The sequence below is a fragment of the Psychroserpens sp. AS72 genome (genome assembly GCF_038900375.1).
Lineage (GTDB): Bacteria > Bacteroidota > Bacteroidia > Flavobacteriales > Flavobacteriaceae > Psychroserpens.
In genome coordinates this window covers 130,084-142,822 of sequence record NZ_JBBMRC010000009.1, presented here as the reverse complement: position 1 = coordinate 142,822, position 12,739 = coordinate 130,084, and the positions used below count along the sequence as shown (strand labels likewise).

Genomic DNA, 12,739 nt, shown 5'->3' with positions numbered 1-12,739 from the left:
AATTACTCAATAATAAGTTTACGAATACTTCTGTTTCCTTTAGAGTTTTTAATCTCTACGACATATAATCCAATTGCTAACATTTCCGTAGAAATAATAATTAATGGTTCTTCAAAATTTGAATGTGATGCCATTATTTTTCCTTGTACATCATAAATTGTTATAGATTCAATTTGATTTGACGTGTTTGTTGAATCAAAAGTGAGTTGGTTGTTTGCTGGATTAGGAAACATTTTAATGTCACCTAATGATTGTTCCTCTACATTTAAAATTTCTTCATTAATTTTAAAAATAGCACCTTGATATAAACTTACGATATATAATTCTCCATTTACATCTTCTCCAAAAGCAGAAAAACCTAGTCCAGATAAATCTTCAACAAAAGATAAGTCATAATTTCCTAGTGATACTTCTTTGACGTAGCCAATATTATCACTACAAAAGTCTGCAAAGAAATATAAGCCTTCTAATGTGGTTTGAGTTGTTCCTCTATAAACATAACCACCTGTGATAGAGCATCCTCCAGTACTGCTATGATCATATTGTGCTACAGGAGTTTCATGAGTTATCGTGTCACAACCGGTTTGATTGCTAAAAATTGTAGTTCCCTCAAAACATTTCCAACCGTAATTTTCTCCACCAGTTGAAGATGCATCCACTTTATTTATCTCTTCTATTTCATTTTGGCCAACATCTGCAGTCCATAAGTCTCCAGTTGTTCTATCAAATGAAAATTTCCAAGTATTTCTTAATCCATATGACCAAATTTCATCTAAAGCTGTAGATACACCAACAAATGGATTGTCGGCTGGAATTAAGTAAGTTGTTCCTGCAGTAATTTGCTCAGGAGTAACATCGACATCAATTCTAAGCATTTTTCCTAACAAAGTGCCTAAACTTTGAGCTCTATTTCCTGGATCACCTCCTGAACCACCATCACCTAAAGAGATGTATAGGTAACCGTCAGGACCAAAATGTAAATCACCACCATTATGATTGCCAAATGGTTGTACTACATTTAAAAGCACTACTTCAGAGTTTGGATCAGCAATGCCTACAGCACTTCTTGTAAATCTCGAAATCACAGTGTTTTCATTGTTGTCAATATAATTGACATAAAAGAAACCATTAGTAGCATAATTTGGATGAAAAGCCGTGGCCAATAAGCCTTGTTCTCCTCCAAAATCAGTAACTAAGTTATCTATATCTAAAAAGTTAGTTGAGTTTACAGAACCATCTGCGTTAATCACTTTTATTCTACCGTCTCTTTCTACAACAAAAAGTCTATCATCTCCAGCATGCTTAACATTTACAGGACTTGATAAACCAGTTACGAAAGATTCTAAAGAGATGTCTTGAGCGAAAGTTAATGACACAAAACAGCAAGTTATTAGAAATGTAATTTTCTTCATTTTTCTTAGATTTTAGGATTTTTTTTACAAAATACGAAAAAATTAAGCGATATAACTTGTAATGCTAATGATGACTAACTTAAAAGCTGTTGAGAAATTATACTTGTAGCTTTGTCCAAAAGTTTAAATACATTCTCAAATCCAGAATCGCCTCCATAATATGGATCAGGAACGTGTTTGTCTAAAGTGGATGTGTCAACTTCAAGAATGAGCTTTACTTTAGCAAAGTCATCTGTGTCTCTAGCAAGTTTAATGACATTATCAAAATTTGATTGATCCATTACGTAGATATAATCAAAAGTGTCAAAATCTGAAATTTTAAATTGTCGTACTTGTTGTTGAGAAATATCTATACCATGAGTTTTTGCAACAGCTATTGAGCGTTGATCTGGTGAATCTCCTATATGATAATTTGCTGTACCAGCAGAATCTACGTAAAACAAATCACTTGGCAATTTTGATTCTAAGAGACCGTGTGCCAATGGAGATCGACAAATATTGCCCAAACAAACCATTAGAATACTTGTCATGATATATTTATAGAGATAATTTTTTAGAAAGGTCTTCTACGTATTTTCTAAACTGTTTGTCTGTAGACGATAGGTTGTCAACAGTTTTACAAGCATGAAGTACAGTAGCGTGATCACGTTTTCCTATTTGAGAACCAATACTAGCTAAAGAGGCTTTAGTGTATTTTTTAGCAAAAAACATTGCTAATTGTCTCGCTTGTACGATGTGACGTTTTCTTGTTTTAGATTGTAAAGTACTCACATCCATTTGGAAATAATCTGAGACTACTTTCTGGATATAATCAATAGAGACTTCACGTTTTGTGTTCTTTACGAATTTCTCAACTATTTCTTTAGCAAGACTAATTGTGATTTCCTTTTTATTGAAAGAAGACTGAGCAATTAAAGATATGATAGCACCTTCTAATTCACGAACATTGGTCTTAATATGTTTTGCAACATACTCAATAATGTCATCTTGCATTTCAACACCATCACGATAGAGTTTGTTTTTAAGAATAGACACTCTAGTTTCAAAATCTGGGCTTTGTAATTCTGCAGAAAGTCCCCATTTAAAACGAGACAATAATCGTTGTTCAATATCTTGCATGTCAACAGGAGCTTTGTCACTAGTTAAAATAACTTGCTTTCCATTTTGGTGTAAGTGATTGAATATATGAAAGAATACATCTTGTGTTCCTGACTTTCCAGATAAGAACTGTACATCATCAATAATTAAAACATCAATGATTTGGTAAAAATGTATGAAATCGTTTCTATTATTCTTTTTTACAGAATCAATATACTGTTGAGTAAACTTTTCCGCAGAAATATATAAAACTGTTTTTTCAGGATATTTATCTTTAATATCAACACCAATCGCATGAGCTAAATGTGTTTTTCCTAAACCAACGCCTCCAAAAATTAATAGTGGATTAAATGATGTGCCTCCAGGTTTATTAGCAACTGCTAATCCAGCATTTCTAGCCAAACGATTAGAGTCACCTTCAAGGAAGTTTTCGAAACTATAATTAGGATTAAGCTGAGACTCAATTTTTACGTTTCTAATTCCAGGAATTACAAACGGATTTTTGAGTTCTGGGTTTTTGTTGTTTAATGGTACATCGACGTCTTGAGATTTTAAAGCACTACGATTAGAACTAGGGATTTTTTCTGTAAATGGTTGTTTGTTACCATAGGTATTCTCCATTTTGATAACATAAACCAATTTTGCAGATTCGCCTAATTGTTTTGTAAGTGCTACTTTTAAAATTTTAACGTAATGTTCTTCTAACCACTCGTAGAAAAATTTACTAGGAACCTGAATGCTTAATGCATTATCAGTAAGCTTCACTGCTAATATAGGTTCAAACCAAGTTTTGTAGGCTTGTGGTTGAATATTATCTTTTATAAATGAAAGACAGTTATCCCATACCGATTGCGCAGTTATATCCATTCTCTAAGGTTAATTTTTGTGTTGATAATTAGTTAGCAAAAAAAAGAGAAAGCCGAGTTTCTCTTCAATCATTCTAGGTGACAAATATGTGAACAAAATTCTTAATAAAAAAATCAAAAGGGGTTGATTATTTAGAAATTTTTCCTCATGTTTAATTCGACTCGAAAGTACAAAAAAAATATCAAAATTTATGAGAAACCTTTCTAAAACAATTGAAATAGAATTTAGAGTACGTTATGGAGAAACCGATCAAATGGGAGTTGTCTATCATGGGAATTATGCGCAATATTTTGAAATGGGTAGAACCGGTTGGCTTCGCGAAATGGGATTTTCTTACAGAGCGATGGAGGAAAGCGGAATTATGTTGCCTGTAGTTTCATTGTGCATAAATTACAAAAAGTCAGCACGTTATGATGACCTCATTAAAGTAAAAACTACACTTGTAAAATTACCAACAGCAAAAATTGAATTTGATTATGAAATTGTAAATGAAAAAGGTGAGATTTTAACAACTGGAAATTCTGTTTTGGTCTTTATTGACATTAATAAGAATAGACCTACAAAATGTCCAGAATATATTTTAGATAAACTGCGAAATTAATCGTTTAAATCCTTGATGTCAATTTCGTAAAGTGTATCAAAAATCTCAAATATTGAAGAAGCATCTTTTAATCGAACCGAAATGATAAGTTCACAACTCAATTCTAAAGTCTGATTTTTTATTTTTAAATTTTTTTCTTTAATAATTCGCATCACTTTATTCATGTTTTTGTAATCAAAAGTGATGCTATATTCGACGTTTACCGTTCTGGTTACTATTTTTGATGCCTCTAAAGCCATTTGAGCTCCAGTTTTATATGCATTTATTAATCCGCCAACACCAAGTTTTGTGCCTCCAAAATACCGTACAACTACAATAAGTATGTTGGTGACTTCAAAAGATTGGATTTGTCCATAGATAGGCATTCCTGCACTATTGTTTGGTTCTCCATCATCATTAGCTCTAAAAACATGATCTTTTTCTTGCATTCCAAGTTGATATGCATAACACCAATGTCTAGCTTGATGGTGTTGTTTTTTTAGATCTTCTAGGTGTTGTTTGACGTCATCTTCTGAAGTAATAGGAAACGCGTAACCAAAAAACTTACTGTTTCTGTCCTTAAATAGAACTTCTGGTGTAGGTTTGGTGATGGTTTTATAAATATCTGTTGTTTCCATTTATGCTAAGACCTGAGTTCGAATTAATATTTGTTTTCAGTTTAAATGAATTTTAATCAATTTGCAGTTATAATTTTGAAGGACTAACTAATTAATTTGAAAAGTTATAACAATAATTGGGGGAAATTCATTAAATCTTTTTAGAAACCCAAAGAAAATGTAATCTTATCGTATAAAATCATTACAATATCTTGATATTATAATAATTTTATACTTCAAATCTCACTTTTTTTTGGATTCTGAAAATTAAATCTTAGTTCGAACTTAGGTCTAAAGTAACAATTACAATAGAAATGATGGCTAATAAGATTCCTGCCCAATTTGTTTTTGAGATGTTCTCCTTAAAAAAGAGAACACCTAAAAGTGTTGTAATCATTACGATTGCTACATTGTTTACAGTAAATAATGTCGAGCTTTCAAGACTTTCGTGATTAAGAGCTTTTAGTAGATAGTACATCGAGTAGTAATTGGTAATCCCTAAAAAAGCACCTCCAATTAATGTTTTCAACGGAAATGTAAACGGCTGCTTACTTGCTCTAAAAATTAAAATACTACAACCAATAACAAACGCAAAAGCAAAAATTGTAGCAGAAAAAATAGGTATACTATTTTCTGGTAGGTATCTAGTTTCAATATATTTTATTGAGGTATCAATAATACCAGATCCAAAAAATAATAAGATTGGAAGCCACAAGCCTTTTGTTGGGTTGCTAATGTTTTTAGATTTAACAGAACTCAAATACACTGAAACTAATGCTAAAACAATTCCTATAATTTTTTGAGCACCTACGCTTTCATGATACACATAAATCCCAAAAATTATCGGAATTATAACACTCATTTTTGAAGCGACAGAAGCGACAGAAAGTCCTTTGCGTTGCGCAGTTAATGCCATGACATTAAAAATAGCAATAAATAGAAATCCTAAAACAATAGCACCATAAATCCACTTTGACGCTATGATGGTATGAATTTCTATAGGTTTGTCGTACATCCATAATCCAAACAAACAGGCAATAAAGTAATTGACAACAATAGCTTGAAGCGTATTGATTTTATATTTATCAAATAACTTAAAAGCGATAAATATAAGCGTAGAGGCAATTATGCTTAGAAGTAGATATATCAAAATAAATCTTTATTTATGTCAAATAAATCTACAATATCTTGAGAAGTTTCATCAATATTCCATGTATGAATCCCAAGATTAGAAGCAGTATCAGTGTTGTCTTTAGTGTCATCTATAAAGAAGCAGTCACTAGCTTTTAATTTGTTTTCTTTGAGTACAAACTCATAAATATCTGCATTTGGTTTTCTTAAATTGATTTCATGAGACAAGTAAAATACATCAAAACACGATTTGAATTCTTCATAAAAAAGTATGTTTTCAGCAATCCAACTAATATGTAAATTATTGGTATTACTCAGTAAAATGAGTTTGTATGTGTTGTCTTTAGCAAGTTGTTTTATGAATTCTAATCTGTGTTCTGGGAAATCTTTTAAGATATAATTCCAAGCGTCAATAATTTCTTTTTCTGATAGCTTAGGGAAATTATCTGTGTAGAACTCAATAAATTCTTCCGTAGAAATTAATCCTTGTTCATATAATGTATTGATAGAAACAAGTTCTTCGGGTAATTCATCGACTTCAAATAATTCTAGCGCATTTGTCATGGCACCTTGCTTATCTAAATTGATAAATACATCTCCAAAATCGAAAATGAGTGTTTTAATTGTTGACATATATATGTAGTGTATCGTCTATTATTTTTTCTTCGGAAATGAGCTTGCCATAAAACTCAGGCGCTTTAATCCCATATTTAAAAGTTGTGTTTCCTGTGAAAATGCGAGCTTCATCCCAAAGATTTTCATCAATAAAGGTTTGAAGTGTTTTTGTTCCACCTTCTATAATTATGGAGTTGATATTATGTTTATATAATATAGTACGAATTTGTTGTGCAATTTTAGTCTCTTTAGTCCAATCTATAGCTTCGTATAAACCACCACCAAATTTTGTGTTTGGAGGATAAACAGTCCACCCTGTTTCTGTTTTAAAAGGTTTTTCTAATGTGTCATCATCTTCAAAGAGTATGATTGTGTCCTCTTCATAATCAAAAATTGCAGCATCTTTTGAAAGTTTAAGCTGTCTATCAATGATAACTCTAATTGGGTCTATTCCTGTCCAATCACGAACCGTTAAACTAGGATTATCTTCAATTACGGTATTTGTACCAACCAAAATAGCTTGTTCTTCGGCTCGCCATTTATGGACTAGTTGTCTGGAGTATTTGTTGGTAATCCAAACAGGTTTCTTTTCGTCTTTTTCTAAAGGCGCAATAAACCCATTTGCAGTTTGAGCCCATTTTAATATAATATAAGGACGCTTTTTATTGTGAAACGTAAAAAAACGTTTGTGATGTTCTTTACATTCACCTTCTAAAACACCAACTGTGACATTACAACCAGCAGCTTTCAGTTTTGCTATGCCTTTTCCTGCAACTTCAGGATTATCATCAATGCAGCCAATAACCACATTAGCGATATTGTACTTTGTAATTAAATCACTGCAAGGTGGCGTTTTTCCGAAGTGAGAACAAGGTTCCAGCGTCACATAAAGCGTTGCATCTTTGAGTAATTCTTTGTTTTTTACAGAGTTTATCGCATTCACTTCTGCATGATGTCCACCATAAGCACTCGTGTAACCTTCACCAATAATTTTATTGTTTAAAACAATCACACTTCCAACCATCGGGTTTGGAGCAGTAGTGCCTAAACCACATTTAGCGATTTCTATACAACGTTTTATATAAGTTTCGTGAGTTTTCAATAGTCTAGTTTAACCATTTCGGTTTCATCAATAGGATATGTATATGAAAATCCAAACGTTTTATAAACAATGTCTCCTTTATATTGCACTTTAATTTGCTTATTAAGTAAACTCGTTAATAGCGAACCAATAGCATCAGTTCCTCTCATTTTTAAAATACTATCTGTACTAATATCCACTTTTAATGGAATCGTAAATTCTTTACGAGCAGGTACATCAAAGCTTTCAGATGATAATTTAGCTAATTTAATGTCATTTACATAAATAGAAATATCATCACTCTTTAAATTGCCACCAACATCGTTTGGGTTTTCAAAAAGAGCGGTTGCTGTTAACGTAATTATTTGCGAATTAGAATCTACAACTTCGATATCCTCAATACCTTTAAAAATTGGTTTTTCTTTCACAGAGCAACTCATCATACTAATGGTTACTGTTAATAATAAAATGAGTTTGCGCATGTTCTTAAAATAGATTTATCTGTATCTTCACAGCGCAAAAATACTATAATAAGTTGAGTGAAGAAGCGATAGTAATTAGAGAAATTAGAGCAGAGGATAATTTGCAAATGGAAGCAGTCATAAAAAGCTGTTTTATAGATTTTAAACTGCCTTTAACAGGAACAGCTTATGAAGATGCCGAAACACCTTTTATGTATGAAGCATATAAAGATGAGAAAGCAGTTTATTTTGTTGTAGCAAATGGGACTCAAGTTCTTGGAGGTGGCGGAATTAAACAACTCAAAGATTACGATGGTAACGTTTGTGAGTTGCAAAAAATGTATTTCTCATCATTGGTTAGAGGAAAAGGTTATGGAAAAAAGCTGATTGAGAAATGCATAGAAGCTGCCAAAGGTTTTGGTTATAAAACGTGTTATTTAGAGACTATTCCAGAGCTTAAAGCTGCAATTCATATTTATGAAACTTACGGATTTACACATAGAAATGAACCTTTAGGTAATACAGGACATTACTCATGTGGTGTTTGGATGGAAAAAGAACTATGATTTTAAAAGACATACTTAATATATACCATAAGGAATTAGATAATCTCTTCGGAAATGAGGAAGTCAATTCATTTTTCAACATTTTGATTGAACATTATCTCGATCTAAAACGAATTCATTTGGTTTTAGAACCAGAATATGTCATCACAAAAGAGGAGGAGCAACCGCTTTTTGAAGCTTTAGCACAATTGAAATTGCAAAAGCCTATCCAATACATTCTTGGAGAAACAGAATTCTACGGACTGCCTTTTAAAGTCAATGAGCATACGTTGATTCCAAGACCAGAAACCGAAGAACTCGTAGATTGGATAATAAATAATCATTCAGAGCGTAGCGAAGAATCTCAGCTAGAAGAATCTCAATTAAAAATTCTAGATATTGGTACAGGAACAGGATGTATTGCTATTTCATTAGCGAAACATCTTAAAAAAGCAAAAGTTTCAGCTTTAGATGTTTCCGAAGACGCATTGAAAATTGCTAAGCAAAATGCAAAGCTTAATGAAGTTGATGTTGAATTTATTCATGATAATATTTTGGATAGTCGTCATGCTGAAGGTGTTTCGGCATCTCATTATTATGATGTCATAGTCTCTAATCCACCATACGTTCGTAACTTAGAAAAAGCAGAAATACAACCCAATGTTTTAGAAAACGAGCCTCATTTAGCTTTGTTTGTAGAAGATGAAAATCCTTTACAGTTCTACAAAGCTATTTGTGAATTTGCGCAACTCAATCTCAAAGACAACGGAACTTTGTTTTTTGAAATCAATGAATATCTAGGAAAGGAGATGATTGAATTGATGACAAAATTTAACTTCAAAGATATTGAGCTTAAAAAAGATATGTTTGGAAAGGATAGGATGATTTTTGGTAGAAAATAGGTTTTTAAAAACCACCTCGCTTTCATCACCTTTATTAGGAATTAAATGTTTGTTGTTTTGTCATTGTCATGGAGTTCATAAGTTTCAGCATCTCCAAATAAGGTATTGCTGGCGCTCGTTTTTAACGAGTGTCCACAAAAGTTTACTCAAATGAGCACTCGTTAAAAACGAGCGCTAGCGAAGAATTGAATATTTATTATTTCGTCATGCTGAACTTGTTTCAGCATCTCATCACAGTAAGTCATTCAAAGTTTTAATCTTCAAATCATCCAATGTATTCGCTTCAGTTTTAAATTCGATTTCAATTGTTTCGTTAGGGATTAAGTCAAAATAGTTATCACTAAAATGACCTTTTTTCATAGTATATAGGAATACGTTTTTCTGAAGTGTTGTACTTTTTAGTTTGATTTTAAATCCGTTAGCAGTTTTAGTTATAGTTTGCTCGATTGGTGCTTTTTTGAGTTTTAGATCTTTTGGTTTCGCTAGATAGAAGTAAGATGTGTGATTGCTAAATTTAGAAACGACAACGACTTCTTCTTTGTTAATGTTGAGTTTATTTATATCTAATTCATTAACTATTTTGTTGTCTGTCCCAGCATAAATTGTTTCTGCTTTGCTCCATATTATGTTTCCGTCAAAATCTAAAATGTCTATTTGTAGAGTGTTTCCTATGCCTTCTAGATTGTCATTAATTAAATGAGTTCTTAAAATATTATCTTCAATTTCTGAAGAAACTAAAACATTCTCATAACTCTTTTTAGCCTGATAATGTAAGGCTTTCCAATTTCCGAAGACATCCAAACTCGACCAGGAAACCGCAGGCCAACAATCGTTAAGTTGCCAATAGAGCGTTCCCATATTATAAGGTTTTGCGCGACGATGCGCTTCAATACCTTTTGTAATCCCATAGGCTTGTAGCAACTGGCTCACATACACATAATCCTCTGGATTATCTGGAACTGGGAAATCGCGTTTCATGTAGTCATCAATAAGCTCAAATCCGCGACTATGCTTTTGATGGTTTTTAAAGCCTTCCGAAGAAATAGTAATAGAATCACTTTGGTTAATATATCTAATCGTTTCATAGCTAGGAAACGATTGAAATCCAAACTCACTCATAAATCTTGGTACATTTTCTTCTAAATGCTCAAAAGGATAGGCGTCATGCCAAATCCACCAATCGTGAGCGTCGCCTTCGGACTTATATTTTGGATTCCCTCGTCCGTATTTTGGAGACGATTCCCAGTATGGAGTGTCTGTAAACTTGTTAACTGTTTTTGGTAGAATAGAGTTAAATACTTTAAGATAGTTGTTCCAAATCTCGTCTTTCTCCTCATCACTTCTGTCTACTTGCCAGCCCCAACGATGCCAACCTTCGGAGTTTTCGTTGTTACCACACCATAATACAATGGATGCGTGATTGCGTAAACGTTTTACATTTTGAGTCGCTTCTTGCTGAACGTTTTCTAAAAAGTCTTCATCTCCTGGATACATGGCACATGCGAACATAAAATCTTGCCAAACCAGAATCCCTTTTTCATCACATAAATCATAGAACATGTCGTTTTCATAAATTCCGCCACCCCAAACTCGCAACATATTCATATTGGCATCAACGACATCATCTAATAATTTTTCATAATGCGCATCTGTCACTTTATTTTGCATGCTGTTTTGTGGAATGTAATTCGCACCTTTTGCATACACAGGAACATCATTTACTTTAAAATAAAACGATTCACCAACGCTATCTTTTTCAGAGACGAGCTCAATAGTTCGCAAGCCTTTTTTTAGAGAAATACTATCCAGAATTTTCTTGCCATCTTTTACAATAACTTTGATATCGTACAAATGAGGTTTACCTAAATTGTGTGGCCACCAACGTTTAGGGTTCATAATTTGTATAAAAATATCTTCGTAAGGTTCTGCAATGTTTTGGTCGTAAATTTTTTGGATACTACCATCACTAATATAAACTTCATATATAAGTTTAGTTTCTATATCTAATTTGTAATCTAATTTAATATATAGGTTAGATAATGTATCGTTAAGCGTTAATTGTTTTATGCTTGCATGATCAATTTTTAAATCATTCCAAGCACTCAAGGTGATAGGTCGCCAAATCCCACTCGTATTGAGTTTTGGTCCCCAATCCCATCCATATTGAAACTGAGCTTTTCTAGTGAAAATGCGATTACCTTCAGGAAGTGAGTAAGCTAATTTGTTCTTCTCTTTTGCTTCGGAAATAGAATTGTGTTCAAAACGTATGCGCAATTCATTTTCAGCTTTAAGAATTGATTTTGCATCTACCGAAAATTCTCTAAACGCATTATCTGTCTCCAAAATCAAACTATCATTTAAAAATACCGAAGCATAAGTATCTAGTCCTTCAAAATTAAGCTCAATATGTTTTTTGTTAAGAGTTTCTTTGTCTACGGAAAATTGAGTTTTGTATTCCCAATCGGTTTCAGAGATCCATTGTAGGCTATCTTCATTAGCGCCAATAAAAGGATGCTCTATTAATTTATGCTCTAGCAAATCTGAATGTACATTGCCAGGAACCGTTGCAGATTGCCAAACAGAATCTGTCACAGCTTTAAATTGCCAGTTCTCATGTAGATTAATCGTAAATGGTAAATCATGTTTTGGCTGGCAACTCATTAAAGTGATTAGAAAAACTACAAATACACTATACTTCATCTGCTATCACTTTTAAAATGGCTTTAATTTCTTTTATACTAGAAACGGTTTGAGGTGTATTTCCAAAATAATCTGGAGATTCTTTATTAATTACTTCGGAAGCTGATGCATGAATTTCATCAAAACCAGCATCTTTAAAAGTCTGAGCATTTTCCGAAGAAACTCCACTTCCCACTAAAATTGTAATTCTATTTTTTGCTTGTTTATGTAATGCTTTTAAAGTTTCTAATCCGTTAATAGCTTTAGGGTGTTGACCAGATGTTAGAATGCGTTCTACTCCCAATTCTATTAATAGCTCTAAAGCAATTTCAGGATTTGCTACAACATCAAACGCACGATGAAACGTAAATGATAAAGGTTTTGAAAGTTCAATAAGTTCTCGAGTTCTTTCAATATCTATAGTGCTGTCTTTATTTAAAACTCCTGAAACAATCCCATGACAACCCAACGCTTTACAGATTTGAATGTCTTTTTTGATAATCTCGAATTCATCGTCAGAATAATAGAAGTTGCCACTTCGTGGTCTAATTAATACAAAGGTTTCAATGTCTAATTTGTCAACGACTTGTTTTATTAATCCGTAGCTAGGCGTTATGCCTCCAATAGATAACTCACTACAAAGTTCTATACGTTTTGCTCCAGCGATTTGAGCATTTTTTGCAGATTGGTAACTATTTGCGCAGATTTCTAAAAGCATAAATTTTCTGTTCTGTCATTGCAAGACCTTTAG

At 32.6% G+C, this 12,739-nt stretch carries 13 protein-coding genes; 3 read left to right on the top strand and 10 right to left on the bottom strand.

Annotation, left to right across the window (positions count from 1 at the left end):
• Positions 1–2 precede the first annotated feature (2 nt).
• From WNY78_RS15220 to dnaA, 3 genes are all read right to left on the bottom strand, one after another.
• Positions 3–1,412, bottom strand: a complete 1,410-nt coding sequence (locus tag WNY78_RS15220; RefSeq protein ID WP_342874075.1) for a PQQ-dependent sugar dehydrogenase — start codon at positions 1,410–1,412, stop codon at positions 3–5.
• A gap of 74 nt (positions 1,413–1,486) precedes the next feature.
• Positions 1,487–1,942, bottom strand: coding sequence for a low molecular weight protein-tyrosine-phosphatase (locus WNY78_RS15215; protein ID WP_342874074.1), 456 nt, complete (start codon positions 1,940–1,942; stop codon positions 1,487–1,489).
• 7 nt (positions 1,943–1,949) lie between these two features.
• The gene (gene dnaA / locus WNY78_RS15210; protein WP_342874073.1) at positions 1,950–3,377 is read right to left on the bottom strand and encodes a chromosomal replication initiator protein DnaA; all 1,428 of its coding nucleotides are present in this window, start codon (positions 3,375–3,377) and stop codon (positions 1,950–1,952) included.
• A 190-nt stretch (positions 3,378–3,567) separates the two neighbouring features.
• Here dnaA and WNY78_RS15205 point away from each other — a divergent pair, with 190 nt between their 5' ends.
• Complete coding sequence (locus tag WNY78_RS15205) at positions 3,568–3,978, top strand: thioesterase family protein (RefSeq protein ID WP_342874072.1); 411 nt, start codon at positions 3,568–3,570, stop codon at positions 3,976–3,978.
• On the opposite strand, the gene WNY78_RS15200 is transcribed toward WNY78_RS15205, so the two are convergent.
• The 5 genes from WNY78_RS15200 to WNY78_RS15180 all read right to left on the bottom strand — a co-directional run bounded on the left by WNY78_RS15200 (position 3,975) and on the right by WNY78_RS15180 (position 7,883).
• Positions 3,975–4,595 (bottom strand): YigZ family protein, encoded by a 621-nt coding sequence (locus WNY78_RS15200; protein ID WP_342874071.1) that lies wholly within the window; start codon positions 4,593–4,595, stop codon positions 3,975–3,977. The genes WNY78_RS15205 and WNY78_RS15200 overlap by 4 nt on opposite strands.
• Positions 4,596–4,848: 253 nt before the next feature.
• A complete protein-coding gene (locus tag WNY78_RS15195; RefSeq protein ID WP_342874070.1) occupies positions 4,849–5,724 on the bottom strand; it encodes a DMT family transporter in 876 nt (291 codons plus the stop codon).
• Complete coding sequence (locus tag WNY78_RS15190; RefSeq protein ID WP_342874069.1) at positions 5,721–6,338, bottom strand: HAD family phosphatase; 618 nt, start codon at positions 6,336–6,338, stop codon at positions 5,721–5,723. The genes WNY78_RS15195 and WNY78_RS15190 overlap by 4 nt, the downstream gene beginning before the upstream one ends.
• Entirely contained in the window at positions 6,325–7,422 is a 1,098-nt protein-coding gene (ribD, locus tag WNY78_RS15185; RefSeq protein ID WP_342874068.1) for a bifunctional diaminohydroxyphosphoribosylaminopyrimidine deaminase/5-amino-6-(5-phosphoribosylamino)uracil reductase RibD, read from the bottom strand. The genes WNY78_RS15190 and ribD overlap by 14 nt, the downstream gene beginning before the upstream one ends.
• Positions 7,419–7,883 carry an LEA type 2 family protein gene (locus WNY78_RS15180; RefSeq protein WP_342874067.1) on the bottom strand — a complete coding sequence of 155 codons (465 nt, stop codon included), beginning with the start codon at positions 7,881–7,883 and terminating at the stop codon, positions 7,419–7,421. Before WNY78_RS15180 ends, ribD begins: the two co-directional genes overlap by 4 nt.
• A 53-nt stretch (positions 7,884–7,936) precedes the next feature.
• Here WNY78_RS15180 and WNY78_RS15175 point away from each other — a divergent pair, with 53 nt between their 5' ends.
• Positions 7,937–8,428 (top strand): GNAT family N-acetyltransferase, encoded by a 492-nt coding sequence (locus WNY78_RS15175; protein WP_342874066.1) that lies wholly within the window; start codon positions 7,937–7,939, stop codon positions 8,426–8,428.
• A complete protein-coding gene (gene prmC, locus WNY78_RS15170; RefSeq protein WP_342874065.1) occupies positions 8,425–9,309 on the top strand; it encodes a peptide chain release factor N(5)-glutamine methyltransferase in 885 nt (294 codons plus the stop codon). Before WNY78_RS15175 ends, prmC begins: the two co-directional genes overlap by 4 nt.
• A 231-nt stretch (positions 9,310–9,540) precedes the next feature.
• On the opposite strand, the gene WNY78_RS15165 is transcribed toward prmC, so the two are convergent.
• The gene (locus WNY78_RS15165; RefSeq protein ID WP_342874064.1) at positions 9,541–12,009 is read right to left on the bottom strand and encodes a glycoside hydrolase family 2 protein; all 2,469 of its coding nucleotides are present in this window, start codon (positions 12,007–12,009) and stop codon (positions 9,541–9,543) included.
• Positions 11,999–12,706: a copper homeostasis protein CutC gene (locus tag WNY78_RS15160; RefSeq protein ID WP_342874063.1), complete on the bottom strand. Its 708-nt coding sequence runs from the start codon at positions 12,704–12,706 to the stop codon at positions 11,999–12,001. The genes WNY78_RS15165 and WNY78_RS15160 overlap by 11 nt, the downstream gene beginning before the upstream one ends.
• Positions 12,707–12,739 lie beyond the last annotated feature (33 nt).